This window comes from Marivita sp. (assembly GCF_022763305.1).
Taxonomy (GTDB): domain Bacteria; phylum Pseudomonadota; class Alphaproteobacteria; order Rhodobacterales; family Rhodobacteraceae; genus Marivita.
Map to the genome: position 1 here is coordinate 1 of NZ_JALEGT010000064.1, position 16,624 is coordinate 16,624.

Genomic DNA, 16,624 nt, shown 5'->3' on the forward strand with positions numbered 1-16,624 from the left:
AGCTCTACCCCTGAATTATCCGCCTTCCAATCAACCCGAACCTAAGCCCGTCGTCCCGTCCAGCGTCCCAACGTCCACCTCAGCGCCGCCGGTGAAGGGGTATTTAGAGTCGGCGCCCGCAGACCGCAAGAGGAAAAAACACGGAACACGAAGAATTCGTCATATTTCCGTCATGCATTTGATTTTAATGAATTTTTTCTTCGCTTCATTGATCCGAGCACCCCGACACACATTCTGATATCATGTCCTGAGACATAGCCCGCCGCTTATCCACAGGCTTACCCACACGTGACCCTGCGTCAGGCGGACAGGAGCACGCGAGTCACCGTCCCTTCCATACCGGATCGCGCTTTTCCGCGAAGGCGCGTGCGCCTTCCAATTGGTCTTCGGACGCATAGAGCACATCCACGGTGCCCAGCTGGCGCTTGGTGATGCGGTTCATCATGTCCTGGAACGCCGTATCTTCGGCATCGCGGACGATCTCCTTGATCGCGGCATAGACAAGCGGTGGGCCGGAGGCGAGCAGCTCGGCCAACTTGCGTGCCTCAGCCATCAGGTCGGCAGCGGGATGGACATGGTTGACGAACCCCCAGCGCGCCGCCTCGTCCACGTCGAGCCACCGCCCGGTCAGCAGCATCTCCATCGCGATGTGGTAGGGAATGCGCTTGGGCAGTTTCACCGACGCGGCATCGGCGACGGTGCCGGAGCGGATTTCCGGCAGCGCGAAACTGGCGTGATCCGCGGCGAGGATGATGTCGGCGCTGAGCGCAAGTTCCAGCCCACCGCCACAACAGATGCCATTCACGGCAGCGATCACCGGCTTGTTGAGATCGCGCAGTTCCTGCAGGCCACCGAAGCCGCCGACGCCGTAGTCGCCATCTACCGCATCCCCCTCCGAGGCCGCCTTCAGGTCCCAGCCCGGGCAGAAGAACTTGTCCCCTGCCCCGGTCACGATCGCCACGCGCAGGTCGGGATCGTCGCGGAAGTCGCGGAACACCTCGCCCATCAGGCGGCTTGTCTTAAGGTCGATGGCGTTGGCCTTGGGGCGGTTCAGCACGACTTCGAGCACATGGCCGTCTCGTATCACATGCAGCGGGGTGTCCATCATCGCTCCTCCCGGATCAGCGCATCCGCCACCACCGCGCGGGTCGGGGTGACGATCAGTGGGTTCACTTCAATCTCGATCACACGGCCCGCCTTCGCAACCACGTGGTCCTGCAATGCCATCACTGCCGCCCTCAGCGCTGCACGATTGCCGGCCGGCATGCCCCGGTAGCCCTGAAGCATCGGCACGATGCGCAGAGAGTCGAGGGCGGCGTCGATCTCGGGTTCTGTTGCGGGCACCAGAAGATGACAGACATCCTGCCAAAGTTCGGTCAGCACCCCCCCTGCCCCGAGTGTCAGCACGTAGCCATGCGCGGGGTCGGCGACGATGCCCACGAGGAGTTCGGCAACACCGTCCGCGATCATCTCTTCGACATGAAAGCTGGCGGTACCCATGGCCCGGGCCGCCGCGATCACCTCCTGCGACGACGTTAGTCCCAGAGCAACGCCGCCATGCTCGGATTTATGCGCCATCCCGCGCGCCTTGAGCACGACCGGCAGAAGCGGTTCCGCCACCTCACCGGCCATCTCGGCGCTCTCGGCCTGCGCGTGACGCGGCACATCTAGCCCTTGGCGCATCAGGATGGATTTGGCCTCGGCCTCGTCCCGCAGGACGTCCTCGCCCGCAAGCCCTGGACGCGGAATGGGTCGGGCGGGATCGGCGGCAATGCGGGGCGCGTAGATCACGGCCAGAGCATCCAGCGCCGCGTCGAGCCCGTGGAGCGGCAGGATGCCCGCCTGCATCAGACGCTCCGCCCTGTCTTCCGGCAGCGAGTCCGACAGCGAGGTGAGCAGCGCGATCCGGTTTCCGGTCTGCTGCCGTGCGGCACGCGCGGCCTCCTCGACGCAGTCCCAGGCATCGGTCTGGCAGCGGTCGGGTCTGGGATAGTCCACGACGACCACCGTCAGCGCCGCTGGCCCGGAGGCCATGATGCCATAGACCTCGGCCATGCGGGGCGCGTCGTTCCAGATGAAGGTATGATAGTCGAGCGGATTGGCCCGCGTCACCATCGGGCCCAGAACCCGTTCCAGCGCGCGGTCCTGCGCGTCGGTCAAGGGCGCAAAGCCAAGCCCCCGCGCCGCACCGCCATCGGCCATCAGGCTCGCCTCGCCCCCTGAACAGGAGAGCGACGCGATGGCCCCCGGTTCCGTCGGCCCATACAGATGTGCATGTTTCAGCGCTTCGATCAGCGCGTCGAGCGAACGGACCCGCAGAATGCCCAATCGGTCAAAGAGTGCGCCCGCGCCGGCATCCGATCCGGCGAGCGATGCGGTGTGCGAGAGGGCCGCGGTCTGTGCGGCCTCGGACCGGCCGGACTTGAGTGCGATGACCGGTTTTCTCAGGCGCTGCGCCTCCTGCATGAGGGCTTGCAGGGCGTCGAGGTCGCCCACACCTTCGACATGCAGACCCAGCGCCGTAATCCGGGGGTCCCGGATGAGCTCAAGCGCCATGTGGCTCAGCCCGGTCTGGGCCTGATTGCCTGCTGTTCCAAGAAAGGCGATGGGCAGGCCACGCCGCTGCATGGACAGGTTCAGCGCGATGTTCGAACTCTGCGTCAGGATGGCCACGCCGGAGGCGACCGGCACAAGGCCATGTACATCCGGCCAGAGCGCGACACGGTCGAGCGCGTTGACGAAGCCGTAGCAATTCGGACCGACAAGAGCCATGTCACCGGCCGCTTCGAGCAGGGACGCGTTCAGGGCAACACCGTCACCGGTCTCGGCAAAGCCGCTGGCGAAACAGACGGCACCACCAGCGCCATGTGCGGCAAGCTCCGCCAGGCAGGAAATGGTGGCGGTGCGGTTGACCCCGATGAAACAGGCGTCGGGCGAAACCGGCAGATCCGCAATCGACCGGATTGCATCCGGCGCAGTGGGATGCACGTGCCAGACCGGACCCGAAAACCCGATCCGATCGAGTGAGGTGATGACCGAACGACACCACGCCCCCCCACCGATCACCGCGACGGATGTGGGGCGGAAGAGCCGGTCGAGCGCCTTGGGATTCATCGCAGGTTCCTTGCATCGGTCGCCCGTCGATTCTTCTGCGAAGAATCGGACGCCGCGCTGAAGATCGGGTTAACGGGCGTGGCCTCCTTGGCTGTCGTGACGAGGCCGAATGGCGCCCATGACGCGCCGGCTGCGTGCGCATTTGCGCCGTGGCCGGTTGCAGACCTCACCAACGTCACCGGCGTCACGCTCTCAAGGGCCGCAGCAGATCGCGGCTGATGATGTGGCGCTGGATCTCGGATGTGCCGTCCCAGATCCGCTCGACGCGCGCGTCCCGCCAGAACCGTTCGATGGGGTAGTCGTCCATCAGTCCCATCCCGCCATGGATCTGCAGCGTCGCATCCGTCACCCGCGCCAGCATCTCGGAGGCATAGAGTTTGGCGCTCGCGATCTCCCGGTTCGCGGGCAGTCCCTGATCCAGCCGCCACGCCGCCGATAGCGTCAGCCAGTCCGCCGCGTCGATCTCGGTGATCATGTCGGCGATCTGGAAACTGACCCCCTGGAACTTGCCGATCTGCTGGCCGAACTGCCTGCGCTCGGCCGCATAGGTCAGCGCATGATCGAACACGCGCCGCGCCCGGCCCACGCTCATCGTCGCCACCGTGATCCGCGTGGCATAGAGCCAGGTGTTCATCACCTCGAACCCGCCATCGACCGCGCCCAGCACCTGAGCGTCGCTCAGGCGGCACTCATCGAATTCGAGGATGCAGTTCTTGTAGCCCCGGTGGCTGACCGATTTGTACCCATCCCGCACGGTGAAGCCGGGATGACCGCGATCGACAAGGAAACAGGTGATGCGTTTCTTCGGCCCCTTCGGGGTCTCATCAACTCCGGTGGCCACAAAGACGATGAAGAAATCCGCGTGATCCGCGCCCGAGATGAAATGCTTGGTTCCATTGACCACCCAATCGCCCCCATCGCGCCGCGCGGTGCAGGACATGCCGCGCACGTCCGATCCGGCCTCGGGTTCGGTCATGGCGAGTGCGTCCATCTTTTCGCCCCGGACCGCAGGCAGCAGGTACCGCTCTTTCTGATCGCCCTCGCAGGCCATCAGGATGTTCTGCGGCCGTCCGAAGAAATGCGTCAGGGCCATCGACCCGCGCCCCAACTCCCGTTCAACCAGCGCGAAATCGAGATGCGACAGACCCGCGCCGCCCACCTCTTCGGGAAAGTTGCAGGCGTAGAAGCCAAGCTCGATCACCTTGCGCTTGATCTCCTGTGCCACGTCATGCGGCACCTCGCCCGTCCGCTCGACCTCCGTTTCGTGCGGATAGATCTCCCGCTCCACGAACTCGCGCACGGTGGAGACGATCATCTCCTGCTCATCGCTCAGTCCGAAATTCATGCCGCCGCCTCCGCGTGCTTCAGCGCAAGTGCCTCGACCGCCGTCTGCACCTCCGGCAACGGCGGACAGGACCGGCGCGTCTCCAGGGATACATGCAGCAGGAACTGGTCACAGGTCGCCAGAACCGCATCATCCGACGCGCGGTGCATCTCGTGCCAGAGGCGCAGTTTCTTGCCTTCGCCCAGCGTCACCCGCGTGGTCACGTAGATGTCCTCGCCCGCATGGGTCTCGTTGAGGAATTTGATCGTCGACTCGGCCGTGAAATAGCTGTTGCCCGCCGCCACATAGGCGCGATCCGCGCCGACATGGACCATCAATTCGTCAGACGCATCACTGAAGACCTGCCCGTAGCGGCCTTCGTTCATGTGGCCATTTGCATCCGTCCAGTCGACCGGCACAACGCGGCGCACGGTCACCAGCGGCACTTCGGTCCCTAGTGGCCCACGCAGCGTGGCGTCATGGTCGAGGATCAGCTTGCCCGCAGCCGCCCCCTGCTGCTTCAGCCCGCGCAGGATTGCGACAAGGTTGTTGTCGCGCAGGCGCTCCAGATCGCGGATGCCCATATGTCCGGATTGCGCGTCCGACTGGCCTGCGATCAGGTCCACCAGCTCATCCGTGAACTCCGGCACATCGGTCAGCTTGGTCCAGGGCCATTGCAGGCACGGCCCGAACTGCGCCATGAAGTGCCGCATCCCGGCCTCGCCGCCCGCCACTCGGTAAGTCTCGAAGAGGCCCATCTGCGCCCAACGGAGACCAAACCCATAGCGGATGGCGTTGTCGATCTCCTCGGTCGTGGCGATCCCGTCCTTGACCAGCCAGAGCGCCTCGCGCCAGACAGCCTCGAGGAACCGGTCGGCGATATGGGCGTCGATCTCGGCCCGGACGTGCAGAGGATACATCCCGATGGCGGTCAGGATGTCTTTCGCCCGCGCCACTATGTTGTCGTCACAGGCCGCACTCGGCACCAGTTCAGCCAGCGGCAAAAGGTAGACTGGGTTGAACGGATGCGCGACCATGATCTGGCCGGGCCGTGCGGCGCCTTCCTGCAACTCGGACGGCTTGAACCCGGATGTTGACGAGGCGAGCACCGCGTCTTCGGGACAGGCCGCCTGTATCTCGGCGATCACCCGGTGCTTGATGTCGAGCCGTTCCGGCACGCTTTCCTGGATCCAGTCCGCGCCCGTCACCGCCTCGGCCACCGACCCGACATAGGTGATCGTCCCGCGCGCCGGCATGGGCGCCTCATAGAGCATCGGCAGCACGCGGCCCGCGTTGCCCATGACCTCGCCGATCTTGCGTTCCGCTTCGGGATCGGGGTCGAAGACGCGCACCTCCCACCCCATCAAAGCAAACCGCGCGGCCCAGCCGCCGCCAATCACGCCACCGCCGATGATGGCCGCTACCTTGGTCATGGTGTCAAAGTCTCCGTATGTCCGTCGATGGCCAGTATCTGGCCTGAAATCCGTTTCGCCTGCGGCGAGGCGAGCCACGCCACCGTGTCCGCCACATCCTCGGCCGTCACCCACGACCGAAGCGACACGCCCTTGACGTAAAGCGCGCGCACCTCGTCATGGGTCTTGCCCGAGGCCGAGGCCTCCATCGCCACCACCCGGTCCATCCGGTCGCCTTCGACGGCACCGGGGCAGATTGCGTTCACACGCACCCCAGCCGGGCCAAGCTCCATCGCAAGGGTCTTGGTCAGGCCGACGATGCCCCATTTCGCCGTGGCGTAAGGCGAGCGCAGCGGATAGCCGAACTGCCCGGCGGTCGAAGAGGTCAGCACGATCAGCCCCTGCCCCACCGCCCGCATCCGCCGCGCGGCCCAGCGACAGGTGAGGAACGTGCCCGACAGGTTCACCTCCACACAGCGGTTCCAGTCCGCAAGGCTCAGATCTTCGATCCGCCCCGCAGGCCCTCCGATCCCGGCATTGGCGCAGACGACATCGACCTGATCCCACGCGGCGTCGATCCGGTCGAAGACCGCCTGCATCTGCGCCTCGTTCGTCACATCCGCCACGCAGGCGATGTGGTCGGGATACGCCTCGGCAAACCCCGCCACCGCATTAGGGTCCGCATCGCAGATCGCAACGCGGTCGTCCTCGGCCAAAAACCGTTCCGCCATTGCGCGCCCGAGTCCTGACGCGCCGCCGGTGATCACCACATGTCTCACAGCCGCGCCGCCACAGCCTCGGCTATCACCGCCCCAAAGGCGTGATGCGCCTCCACTTCCCAATGGATGCCGTCAACATCGGACACGGCCAAATGTCGCCCGGCCTCCAGAAAGCCGCAGCCCTGCCGCTCCGCCGCCGCCGCAATATGCTCCGCCAAACCAACCTGCCGCGCCTCGGCTCCGGCAAAGGCATGTGCCTGCACACCCGCCTCTTTCACCGGCACAGGAGAGACAAGCAGGATGTCCGGCACGTCGATCTCGTTCCGCGTCATGACGATGAGCCGTTCCAGAGAACGAGAAATCTCGAACGCTGTCACAGAAAACCGGTTCTTGAGGTCATTCGTCCCCAGCATCAGGACCATCAGGTCAATCGGGCGATGGCTGTGCAGGATCGCGGGCAGAACGGTCAGGCCATTGCGCATCCCGCCTTCAACCACATCATCATGGACCGTTGTCCGCCCCGGCAAGCCTTCGGAAATGACCGTATGATCGGGTCCAAGGGCTGCCGCCATGACGTCGGGCCAGCGATCACCCGGACCGTGGCGTTCAAACTTGCCCACCTGCGTGAGCGGCTTGGTCCCATGCGTGTTGCTGTCGCCGTAACAGAGAATGACCGCCATCTCAGCCTCGCGGCGCGCGTTTGGTCAGGCCCAGCTTGTCACGCACAGCCTGCGGTCCCATGATCTTGGCCCCCATGCCTTCGACAATGCCCACGGCCCGTTCCACGAGTTGCGCGTTGGTGGCCAGCACGCCTTTGTCGAGCCAGAGGTTGTCCTCAAGCCCCACCCGCACATGGCCCCCTGCAAGAACGGCCGCCGCAGCATAGGCCATCTGGTTGCGCCCCAGTGAGAAGGCGCTGAAAGTCCAGGTGTCCGGGACGTTGTTCACCATCGCCATGAATGTGTTAAGGTCATTCGGCGCACCCCAAGGAACCCCCATACAAAGCTGCACGAGCGCCGGGTCCTCCAGCACACCCTCCTTCACCAGTTCCTTGGCGAACCACAGGTGCCCGGTGTCGAACGCTTCGATCTCGGCCTTCACTCCAAGATCGGTCATCATCTTACCCATCGCCCGCAGCATGCCCGGCGTGTTGGTCATCACGTAATCGGCCTCGGCAAAGTTCATCGTGCCGCAGTCGAGCGTACAAATCTCCGGCAAGCACTCGGCCACATGCGCCACGCGCTCTTCGGCCCCGACCATATCGGTGCCGTTCGGGTTCACCGGCAGCGGCTGTTCGGTCGAGCCGAAGGTGATGTCGCCCCCCATCCCCGCCGTCAGGTTCAGCACCACGTCGACATCGGCATCCCGAATGCGGTCCGTCACCTCGCGGTAGTATTCGAGCTTCCGCGACGGGGCGCCGGTTTCCGGGTCGCGCACATGACAATGCACAATCGCCGCCCCTGCCTTGGCCGCCGCGATGGCGCTGTCGGCGATCTCTTTCGGGGATCGCGGCACATGCGGACTGCGGTCTTGCGTGCCGCCCGATCCGGTGACGGCGCAGGTGATGAAGACGTCTTGGGTCATGGTAAGCGGCATGGTGATCCTCCCTCGTCTTTTGCCGGAGTTTGGCACTGGATTTTCCCTCAACCATGCGGATACGGTCAGCTTCATGCAAAACCCGCCAGATTCCTCTGCCGCGCGGTTGAAAATCGGGTTCCTGCTGATCGACCGGTTTTCCAACCTGTGCCTGTCCAACGCGCTTGAACCCTTGCGCGCGGCCAACAGCTTTGCCGATGCGCCGGTGTATTCATGGGCGTTCTACAGCCTCGATGGTGATGCCGTGCGGTCAAGCTCGGGGATGGCGGTTTTACCAAATGGTAAAATCAGTGACCTGACCCGCGTCGACCGGCTCTATGTCATTGCAAGTTATGGACATCTTGCCAATGACACCCCCGCCACCCGTCGCGCGTTGCTGCACGCCGACCGGCGCTGTGGCGCGATGTTCGGGCTGGATGCGGGGGCGTGGCTGATGGCGTCGGCGGGGTTGCTCGCGGGGCGGCGGGCGACGGTGCATTGGGATCTGCTCGACGCTTTTTCCGAGCGTTTTCTGGATGTTGACGTGGAACAGGCGCTGTGGGTCGAGGATGGCGACGTGCTCACCTGTGCGGGGGCGTCGGCGACGTTGGGGCTGAGCCGACACCTGATTGCGCGGGATGTCGGTCCGGCGGTGGCGTTGGATGTGGATGCGCTGTTCACGCCGCCGGTGAGGAGCGATGCGCTGCCGTCGATCCGCGATCCGCTGCTGACGCGCGCGACCCGGATCATGCGCGAGAACATCGAGCAACCGATTGATATAAATGACCTTTCCGCACGTCTGAACACCAGTCCGCGCACCCTCACACGGCGCTGTCGGGCGGTGTTGGGGATGACGCCGGGGGGGGTGTATCGGCATATTCGGTTGAGTGCGGCGAAGGCTTTGGTGGAGGGGTCTACGGCGAGCATTGCGGAGATTGCGGTGCGGTGCGGGTACGAGGATCCGACGGCGCTGACGCGGGCATTCCGGAAACGGTTTGGTTCCGCGCCGCGGGCGCTTCGTGGCGAAAGCGCCACCTCTCTGCCGTGAAAACACCATAATTTCAGGACATTACGGCCCCCTGTCACACCGCCTGGGGAGGCTTCATGCGACATTATCCGGACCTGCAATCGGCAGGTCACACCGATCCGCGTCGGGCAAAACTGTTCGAATTGCACCGTCAGGAACAGCTTCAGACGGGCATGGGACGGGCCTATTCCGGCCCCGAGATGCAGCGCCCGGACATCGCGCTGAGCCTGCGGGAACGGGCGATCCGTACGCTGCGCCCCCGTGAAGCGGACGTTTCATCCGTACGGTAAGGGTCGTTTCGTACGGTTCATCCGTACGGTTCAGGCCCAACCGTACGATTGCGCCTGAAATCCGGTCGAACCGTACGGCTCAGGCCTCGGGCGTGCCCCGGAACCCGGTTGCGACGACGAATTTCTCGGAGCTGTCGGAGCGGGACGCGGGCGGCTTGACGTTCATCACCTTGGTGAAGCGCTGCTTGAGCAGCTTCTGCAATTCGCCCTCGGCCCCGCCGGCCAGAACCTTGGCGACGAAGGTGCCGCCGTCTTCGAGCACGTCGAAGGCGAAATGGGCGGCGGTCTCGCAGAGGTGGATGATGCGCAGGTGGTCGGTCTGCTTGTGGCCGGAACTGGCGGCGGCCATGTCGGACATGACCACATCCGCGCGGCCGCCCAACCATTCCTTTACCTTTTCGTCGGCATCGTCCTCGAGAAAATCAAGCTGGTGAATCTCGGCCCCGGCGATGGGTTCGACCTCCTGCAGGTCGATGCCCAGCACGGTACCGATCTTCTTGCCGGATTTCTCGCCCAGGGCATTCACCCGCTTGACGGCGACCTGACACCAGCCGCCGGGGGCGCAGCCCAGATCGACGACGCGCGCGCCGGGGACGAGGAAGCGGTACTTTTCGTCGAGTTCGAGAATCTTGTAGGCAGCGCGGCCCCGGTAGCCCTCGGCCTGCGCGCGCTTGACGTAAGGATCGTTCAACTGCCGCTGCAGCCAGCGGGTCGAGCTGAGCTTGCGACCCCGCGCGGATTTCACCTTGACCTTGAGGTCCCGCTGTCCACGCCCGGAGGTGTTCTTGCCGTCTGGGGTCTTGGCCATGTCTGCGCCCTTCGTGATGGTTTGGAAGGCGGTGTAGCATGGGTTTGGGGGAAGGTCATGGGGATTAACAGAACTTGCGATCGGCACTGCTGTAAGAAATTACTTTTTTCGATTAGTTTCTTTGAATTCTGGAATTTCCAAAACAGGGGTATCACCCATATTCGGAAATTGAAGCTTTGATTGAATATCCAGCAGGTCAGTGTAAGCCTTCATTTCATTAGACGGCTCACTTGTCTGCCCCGTCTCTTCATCAATCTCTTCGTCAAGCTCTTCATTCGGAGGAGGTGGAAGGCGAAGTTCGACAGTTAAGCCCCGCTCCATTTTCGCAAGTAGTGCTTCAAGAACCCAAGTCAATGCTCCACTTAACTCACCATGTCGATTTTTCGGTGCATTTCCGTTTTCTAGAATTTCTTTAACTTTAGCTTCAACTGACTGATTTATCTGCTCCTGTATCTTACTATCAAAAATCTTCTTTATTTCGGCTTCTGTGAATGCTTGAATTTGAGCAGTTTCTGCACGTATTTTTCTGATCTTTTCGACCGTGTACCACACACCTATGGCCCATGTTACAAGCAAACCAAATTGTTGAGCAACAGGAACCGAGACACCCAAAAAGAACAACGGATCAGTAGTTGATATAGAACCGACAACTGCAGGATTGTAGCTTCCTGTTCGAGCCTCAGAAACAAATCGCAGCATTCGTTGCGTCTGTTTTAACTCCTCAATAAGCCCATCTAAATTGTTACTGAATAATTCGCGTGGTATTTGAAATCCTAGTTCCGCCGTGCCTTCGTCTAGTTCATCATAATCAAATCCAAAAAAACCAAGACTTTCGGAAAAACTTTGGAGATAAGACAATACTTGCTGCCTCTCATCTCGAAGAGTGTTGACTTTCTGACTAACGACATTCGGTGACATTGGATTCTCTGAAATCCACTTCCGGATTTCAGAAACAAGGTCTCTCTCAAAGTCACCTGGAAAAAGATGCTGAACCCTCTCGTAATCTCTAGGAGAAAATGAAGCCACAAAGCTAGCGACAGAAGTCTCCAAGTTACTAAGCGACTTAACAAGTTCAGATTGATGTCGCGGCTCCTGTGGTTGAGACGCTAGATTAGACAAAGCGTTGGCGACGCTATCAAGATTTCCTTGAGTCCCAAATTTGCCCTCCTCCGACAAAATACTTTCAACTAATTGCGATAATTTCTCAGTGTTCATTTTCAACCTAAACGATTCGAACAAGCATCTACACAGTATCTACCGTCGAACTAGCCGCCAAGAATGTCCAGTGATTACTGTCGAGAAAGATGCGTTTGCGAAAAAGCGTTTGAACGAATATTTGCCCTGAATTTGTTAAATTTTGCTACGGGCAATGCACGGCTTCAACGGTCAATTTATCAATAGGAACGTGCCAGCGTCCGTCCGGGGTGGGCGCTGTGACGGGGGAGCGAGGCGCTCCGGTTGGCTCAGGATAACGGCGCTTCGGCGTGATGTCAGTGCAGAAGCGCCCGCCCGGGGGGCGGACGGGCGCTGGCCCGTGCCGGGCTGGGGGTGACCTCTTGGGTTCGTGAAACGCGCCAGCCTCTCCGGGGTCAGGCGCGACGCCACGCGCTCGACCGCCTCTCCCATTGTTGGACGAGGCCGTATTCGATGCTCAGCATTACTCCGGTAAAGGCCAGCGCGTAGGCCATGACGGTGGCGGTGTCGAAGAGCTGAAAATAGAGGTGGATCTGGAAGCCGACGCCGTTGGAGCGGCCGAGGAACTCGACCACCAGCACGATTTTCCAGATCACGGCCAGCCCGTTGCGGGTGCTGGTGGCGACGAACGGCCCCAGTTGCGGCCAGATGATGTGGCGCAGGCGGGTCATCGGCGTCAGGCGGTAGACCTGCGCCATGTCGGCCACTCCGCGGTCGAGCGTGCGGACGCCCTCGCGGATGGTGACGGTGACCATGGCGGTCTTGTTGAGGGCGACGGCGATGATGGCCGCGACCTCGTTCAGCCCGATCCAGAGGTAGCAGAGCACGATGATCACCAGCGCGGGCAGGTTCAGAAAGACGGTGACCCACGGGTCGAGCCACATGTTGAGCTTCTCGGACCGGCCCATGGCGATGCCGAGGGTCATGCCGACGGCCATGGCGAGGGTGAAGGCCAGAGCGACGCGGCGCAGGGTGTTGGCCATGTGATACCAGAGCGCACCGGAGGCGCTTTCGTCCGCGATCTCGTGCCAGACGGCGAGCGGGGTGGGCAGGATGTCGGCGTCGTTCATCGCCCAGGCGCCCAGCGTCCAGGCGGCGATCAGCAGGGCGAGCGAGATCAGGGTGACATGGGGTGGTGCGCGCATGGGGGCAGCATAGGGGATCTCACGGTGGCGTGACTGTTGGACGAAGGTCCAATAGGGCGGTGCGGGAAAGCGGATTTATGGTCGCGCTCATGGGAGGCCTTCGTTTCATATGTGCCGCGGTTCTGTGGTGTCTGAGTGCCGTTTGCGCGGTGGCCGAGGTCTTGTCGGAAGAGGAGATCGCGGCGCGGATCTATGCGCCGATGAGCCTTGGGGCGCTGATCTCGGACAACGGGGTGTACGAGCTTTTGAACTCGGGCGGCGCGCATGCGGGCTACGTGTTCCAGACCGAGCCGATGGCCGCCCTGCCCGGCTTTTCCGGCGCGCCGATCAATGTGCTGGTGGTGCTCGATCTGGACGGGCGGTTCCTGGATGTGCAGCTTCTGACGCATAACGAGCCGATTTTCGTGTCGGGTCTGGGGGAAGCGCCGTTTCACGCGTTCTTCGAGCAGTATCGCGGCCATTCAATCAGCGACTCGCTGGTGGTGGGCACGCCTTATGGCGGGGCGACCGGGGGCGGCGGGCTGGTTTATCTCGATGGCGTGACAAAGGCGACGGCCTCGGTGCGGATCGCGCACGAGAGCGTGCTGGCGGCGGCCCTGCAGGTGGCGCGCGAGAAGATGCAGGGGATCGCGTCGGGGCCGCCGGCGTTTCCCGATCCGGACTATGTCGAGGTGTTGAGCTGGGACGATCTGGTCACGCAGGGCCTGATCACGCGGCGGGTGGCGACCAATGCCGAGGTGCAGGCGCTGTTCGCGGGCACGGTGTGGGAGGATGACGACGCCGAGGCTCTGGACGACCCGGATGCGCCCTATCTCGACCTCTGGATCGCGGATGTGGGGCCGAAGTCGATCGCGCGGGTGCTGCTGGACGAGGACACGCTCGAGGAGCTGGACCGGTTCATGTCGATCTCGACCTTCGACGAGCCGATCCTCGTGATCGAGACCGCGCGGCACGGGTTGGTGTCCGAGGACTTCGTGCGCAACACCGCGCCCGACTGGATCGGGGCCGAGCAGTCAGGGTTCCCGGTGGCGCTGCGGGATGCGGACCTGTTTGTCGAACTGAGCGACGCGGTGCCCGACGATCTGCATGACGGTGTGGCAATGATCCTGCGCACCGACCGGCGGCTGGGGTTCGATCCGACCCGCGAGTGGACGATGACGGTAGAAGCGGTGCGCGAACACGGGATGTTCCAGCCCGAGATCGGATCGGTGCAACTTGCCGCGACCCATGTGACGGATGAGAGGTTCTTTGCCCGCCCCGTGGTGGTGGAAAAGCTGCCCCCCTGGAAAGAGGCGATCCTGAACCGGCAGACCGATCTGATCGTGCTGGCGGTGGTCCTCGCCGGGTTGGTCGCGGTGCTATTGGGAGCACAAAGCTGGCTTGCGGGATTGGCGGCGTTCACGCCGGTGCGGCTGGGCATTCTGGCCGGAGTGCTGGGCTTTGTCGGCTGGTGGGGACAGGGGCAGCTCTCCATCGTGACACCTCTGGCGGCGCTGCAGACCGCGATGGCGGGCGGGTCGTTTGCGTTCCTGCTCTATGATCCGTTCTCGCTGCTGATCTGGGCTGTGGTGATCCTGGGCTTCGTGCTGTGGGGGCGTGGGCTCTTCTGCGGCTGGCTCTGCCCGTTCGGCGCGATGCAGGAATTCGCCCATCACCTTGGCCGCCTGCTGCGCCTGCCCAGGATCGAACCCAGCGCGCGCTGGGATGCGCGGCTGAAGACCCTGAAATACGTGGCCCTTGCCGGGCTGGTGGCCGTGACCCTGTTTGCGCCGTCCTACATGGACAAGGCGGCCGAGATCGAACCGTTCAAGACCGCGATCACCACCTTCTTTGTCCGCGAATGGTACTATGTCGCCTACGCGGCGCTGTGGCTGGTGCTGGGCATGGTCGTCTTCAAAGGCTTCTGCCGCTATCTCTGCCCGCTGGGCGCACTGATGGCCATCGGCGGGGTGCTGCGGCTTCGGCGATGGATTCCGCGCCGGGTGGAATGCGGATCGCCCTGTCAGTTGTGCCGGGTGAAATGCAATTACGAGGCCATCGCACCAAGCGGCAAGATCCAGTATTCCGAATGTTTCCAATGCCTTGATTGCGTGACCATCCATGATGACGCGGGTCAGTGCGTGCCGCTGATCCTCAAGGGTCGGGCGGCGCGCCGGGCCCCGCGCAACCTCGGCCATCCCAACACGGTGCCTGCCGAATGAAACGACGCCGCTTTTTGACCCTTGCCGCCGCCTTTGCCTGTGCCCCTGCCCTTGCCCGGGCCGACACATGGTCGGGTCAGGCGCTGGGGGCAGAGGTGTCAGTGACGCTGCACGGGCCGCGCGAGATGACGCAACGGGCGCTGGCCGACGTGCCGCGCCTGCTGGTCAATTTCGAAGAGGCGTTCAGCCTGTTTCGCCCGACCTCGCATCTGAGCCGGCTGAACATGATGGGCCGCCTGCGCGCCCCCAATGCGCTTATGCGGACACTCATGGCCCGCGCGGACGAGGCGCATCGCCTGAGCGGCGGGCTGTTCGATCCAACGATCCAGCCTCTGTGGGAGGCGCTGGCCACGGGGCGCGACACCACCCCTGCCCGCGCCGCCCTTGGCTGGCACCGCGTGCGCTATTCCGACCGGATGATCGAATTGCAAAGCGGTCAGGCGCTGACCTTCAACGGGATCGCACAGGGTTTTGCGACGGATGTGATGCGGCTCTTGCTGCGCAAACACGGGGCCGAGACCGCACTGGTCAATATCGGCGAACAAGCCGCACTGGGCGGGCCGTTCACGCTGGGTCTTGAAGACCCGACCCATGGCCATCTGGGCACGCGCGAGCTGCGCGACATGGCCATCGCCACATCCAGCCCCGCCGCAATGTCGCTGGGCGCGCGATCCCATATCCTTGGCCCAAGGGGCGAACGCCCGATCTGGTCCACGGTCAGCATCGAGGCGCCCTCGGCCACGATGGCGGATGCGCTGTCGACGGCAGCGGTCTTCATGGACCGCCCTGCCCTTGAACGGCTCAAGGTCACCGCAGGGCTGAAGCGGATCACTTTGGTGGATGCGGACGGCAACCTTCAGACCGTCTGATCTTCTCTGGTTCAAAAATACTTCGGGGGTCTGGGGGTAGCACCCCCAGGATTTTGCGGTGACGCAAAATCACGATGCGTCGGCGCATCGTGCGCCGCATATGAAAAAGCCCCGGTTCGAAAACCGGGGCTTTCCTGTCTCAATGACGCATCGGATCAGCCTGCGGCGGCAACAGCCCGCTTGGTCATCACCGCGACGAGATGCGCGCGGTAGGCGCCCGAGCCGTGCAGGTCCGAGATCATGCCGTCGCCCGAGGGCGCTGCCGGAACCGCATCCGCCGAGAAATTCGACGACAGCGCCGCTTCGGCCTCGGTCCAGCGGAAGACACCGTCTTCCGAGGCACCGGTGACGGCCACGCGCACACCATCGGCGTATTTCGCCACGAACACACCGACCAGCGCAAAGCGCGAGGCGGGTTGTTCGAACTTCATGTAGGTGGCTTTCTCCGGCACCGGGAAGCGGACCTCGGTGATGATCTCGCCTTCCTCCAGCGCCGTTGCGAACATTCCCTGGAAGTAGTCATCTGCCGCAATCGAGCGGGTGTTGGTGACGATGGTCGCGCCCGAGCCCAGAGCCGCTGCCGGATAGCAGGCGGAGGGGTCGTTGTTGGCGAGGCTGCCGCCGATGGTGCCGCGGTTGCGGACCGCCGGATCGCCGATATGGCCGGCGAGCGACGCCAGCGCCGGGTAGCTCGAGGCTGCCTCTTTTGCGACGGTGGCATGTGTGGTGCCGCCGCCGATGCAGAGTGCGCCGTCATCGCCGGTGCAGACACCCTTGATTTCCGCGATGGCGCCGAGGCTGACCAGAACCGACGGAGCTGCGAGGCGCTGTTTCAGCGTCGGGATGAGGGTCTGCCCCCCACCCAGCGCCTGTGCCTCTTCCGCGCCCAGTGCGGCCACGGCATCGGCAACAGAGGTCGGCCGTTGAATGTCAAAGCTATACATGT

The 16,624-nt window shown here is 63.2% G+C and carries 15 protein-coding genes; 4 read left to right on the forward strand and 11 right to left on the reverse strand.

Translation table 11 applies throughout. The features are described 5' to 3' along the window. Nucleotides 1-322: 322 nt before the first annotated feature. From MRY75_RS12605 to MRY75_RS12635, 7 genes are all read right to left on the reverse strand, one after another. The gene (locus tag MRY75_RS12605; protein WP_292308326.1) at nt 323-1,108 is read right to left on the reverse strand and encodes a carnitinyl-CoA dehydratase; all 786 of its coding nucleotides are present in this window, start codon (nt 1,106-1,108) and stop codon (nt 323-325) included. Continuing rightward, entirely contained in the window at nt 1,105-3,114 is a 2,010-nt protein-coding gene (locus MRY75_RS12610) for an acetate--CoA ligase family protein (RefSeq protein ID WP_292308328.1), read from the reverse strand. The genes MRY75_RS12605 and MRY75_RS12610 overlap by 4 nt, the downstream gene beginning before the upstream one ends. A gap of 184 nt (nt 3,115-3,298) precedes the next feature. Next, the gene (locus tag MRY75_RS12615; protein ID WP_292308330.1) at nt 3,299-4,459 is read right to left on the reverse strand and encodes an acyl-CoA dehydrogenase family protein; all 1,161 of its coding nucleotides are present in this window, start codon (nt 4,457-4,459) and stop codon (nt 3,299-3,301) included. After that, entirely contained in the window at nt 4,456-5,871 is a 1,416-nt protein-coding gene (locus MRY75_RS12620; RefSeq protein WP_292308332.1) for a carnitine 3-dehydrogenase, read from the reverse strand. Before MRY75_RS12620 ends, MRY75_RS12615 begins: the two co-directional genes overlap by 4 nt. Further along, entirely contained in the window at nt 5,868-6,629 is a 762-nt protein-coding gene (locus MRY75_RS12625; protein ID WP_292308333.1) for an SDR family oxidoreductase, read from the reverse strand. The genes MRY75_RS12620 and MRY75_RS12625 overlap by 4 nt, the downstream gene beginning before the upstream one ends. After that, nucleotides 6,626-7,249: an SGNH/GDSL hydrolase family protein gene (locus MRY75_RS12630; RefSeq protein WP_292308335.1), complete on the reverse strand. Its 624-nt coding sequence runs from the start codon at nt 7,247-7,249 to the stop codon at nt 6,626-6,628. Before MRY75_RS12630 ends, MRY75_RS12625 begins: the two co-directional genes overlap by 4 nt. Nucleotide 7,250: 1 nt before the next feature. After that, the gene (locus MRY75_RS12635) at nt 7,251-8,165 is read right to left on the reverse strand and encodes a 3-keto-5-aminohexanoate cleavage protein (protein ID WP_292308337.1); all 915 of its coding nucleotides are present in this window, start codon (nt 8,163-8,165) and stop codon (nt 7,251-7,253) included. Between MRY75_RS12635 and MRY75_RS12640 the strand changes: the two genes are divergently transcribed. Both MRY75_RS12640 and MRY75_RS12645 read left to right on the forward strand, forming a co-directional pair. Continuing rightward, entirely contained in the window at nt 8,134-9,192 is a 1,059-nt protein-coding gene (locus tag MRY75_RS12640) for a GlxA family transcriptional regulator (protein ID WP_292308339.1), read from the forward strand. The genes MRY75_RS12635 and MRY75_RS12640 overlap by 32 nt on opposite strands. 56 nt (nt 9,193-9,248) lie before the next feature. Continuing rightward, nucleotides 9,249-9,461, forward strand: a complete 213-nt coding sequence (locus MRY75_RS12645; RefSeq protein WP_292308341.1) for a hypothetical protein — start codon at nt 9,249-9,251, stop codon at nt 9,459-9,461. Between the two features lie 79 nt (nt 9,462-9,540). Here MRY75_RS12645 and MRY75_RS12650 read toward each other — a convergent pair whose 3' ends face one another. From MRY75_RS12650 to MRY75_RS12660, 3 genes are all read right to left on the reverse strand, one after another. Then, nucleotides 9,541-10,269 carry an RlmE family RNA methyltransferase gene (locus MRY75_RS12650; protein WP_292308343.1) on the reverse strand — a complete coding sequence of 243 codons (729 nt, stop codon included), beginning with the start codon at nt 10,267-10,269 and terminating at the stop codon, nt 9,541-9,543. Between the two features lie 99 nt (nt 10,270-10,368). Further along, nucleotides 10,369-11,484, reverse strand: a complete 1,116-nt coding sequence (locus tag MRY75_RS12655; RefSeq protein WP_292308346.1) for a hypothetical protein — start codon at nt 11,482-11,484, stop codon at nt 10,369-10,371. 374 nt (nt 11,485-11,858) lie between these two features. Continuing rightward, the gene (locus MRY75_RS12660) at nt 11,859-12,608 is read right to left on the reverse strand and encodes an ABC transporter permease (RefSeq protein WP_292308348.1); all 750 of its coding nucleotides are present in this window, start codon (nt 12,606-12,608) and stop codon (nt 11,859-11,861) included. An 89-nt stretch (nt 12,609-12,697) separates the two neighbouring features. Between MRY75_RS12660 and MRY75_RS12665 the strand changes: the two genes are divergently transcribed. Continuing rightward, on the forward strand, nt 12,698-14,809 hold the full coding sequence (locus MRY75_RS12665; protein ID WP_292308350.1) for a 4Fe-4S binding protein: 2,112 nt from the start codon (nt 12,698-12,700) through the stop codon (nt 14,807-14,809). After that, on the forward strand, nt 14,806-15,678 hold the full coding sequence (locus MRY75_RS12670; RefSeq protein ID WP_292308352.1) for an FAD:protein FMN transferase: 873 nt from the start codon (nt 14,806-14,808) through the stop codon (nt 15,676-15,678). The genes MRY75_RS12665 and MRY75_RS12670 overlap by 4 nt, the downstream gene beginning before the upstream one ends. 155 nt (nt 15,679-15,833) lie before the next feature. Here MRY75_RS12670 and MRY75_RS12675 read toward each other — a convergent pair whose 3' ends face one another. Further along, on the reverse strand, nt 15,834-16,622 hold the full coding sequence (locus tag MRY75_RS12675) for a xanthine dehydrogenase family protein subunit M (RefSeq protein WP_292308353.1): 789 nt from the start codon (nt 16,620-16,622) through the stop codon (nt 15,834-15,836). Nucleotides 16,623-16,624 lie beyond the last annotated feature (2 nt).

Excerpts from the sequence above, each read along its gene's own strand:
- MRY75_RS12615 (WP_292308330.1), bottom strand. The coding sequence starts at position 4,459 with ATGAATTTCGGACTGAGCGATGAGCAGGAGATGATCGTCTCCACCGTG.
- MRY75_RS12640 (WP_292308339.1), top strand. The coding sequence starts at position 8,134 with ATGAAGACGTCTTGGGTCATGGTAAGCGGCATGGTGATCCTCCCTCGT.
- MRY75_RS12605 (WP_292308326.1), bottom strand. The coding sequence starts at position 1,108 with ATGATGGACACCCCGCTGCATGTGATACGAGACGGCCATGTGCTCGAA.
- MRY75_RS12620 (WP_292308332.1), bottom strand. The coding sequence starts at position 5,871 with ATGACCAAGGTAGCGGCCATCATCGGCGGTGGCGTGATTGGCGGCGGC.
- MRY75_RS12655 (WP_292308346.1), bottom strand. The coding sequence starts at position 11,484 with ATGAACACTGAGAAATTATCGCAATTAGTTGAAAGTATTTTGTCGGAG.
- MRY75_RS12660 (WP_292308348.1), bottom strand. The coding sequence starts at position 12,608 with ATGCGCGCACCACCCCATGTCACCCTGATCTCGCTCGCCCTGCTGATC.
- MRY75_RS12675 (WP_292308353.1), bottom strand. The coding sequence starts at position 16,622 with ATGTATAGCTTTGACATTCAACGGCCGACCTCTGTTGCCGATGCCGTG.
- MRY75_RS12650 (WP_292308343.1), bottom strand. The coding sequence starts at position 10,269 with ATGGCCAAGACCCCAGACGGCAAGAACACCTCCGGGCGTGGACAGCGG.
- MRY75_RS12670 (WP_292308352.1), top strand. The coding sequence starts at position 14,806 with ATGAAACGACGCCGCTTTTTGACCCTTGCCGCCGCCTTTGCCTGTGCC.
- MRY75_RS12635 (WP_292308337.1), bottom strand. The coding sequence starts at position 8,165 with ATGCCGCTTACCATGACCCAAGACGTCTTCATCACCTGCGCCGTCACC.
- MRY75_RS12630 (WP_292308335.1), bottom strand. The coding sequence starts at position 7,249 with ATGGCGGTCATTCTCTGTTACGGCGACAGCAACACGCATGGGACCAAG.
- MRY75_RS12610 (WP_292308328.1), bottom strand. The coding sequence starts at position 3,114 with ATGAATCCCAAGGCGCTCGACCGGCTCTTCCGCCCCACATCCGTCGCG.
- MRY75_RS12665 (WP_292308350.1), top strand. The coding sequence starts at position 12,698 with ATGGGAGGCCTTCGTTTCATATGTGCCGCGGTTCTGTGGTGTCTGAGT.
- MRY75_RS12645 (WP_292308341.1), top strand. The coding sequence starts at position 9,249 with ATGCGACATTATCCGGACCTGCAATCGGCAGGTCACACCGATCCGCGT.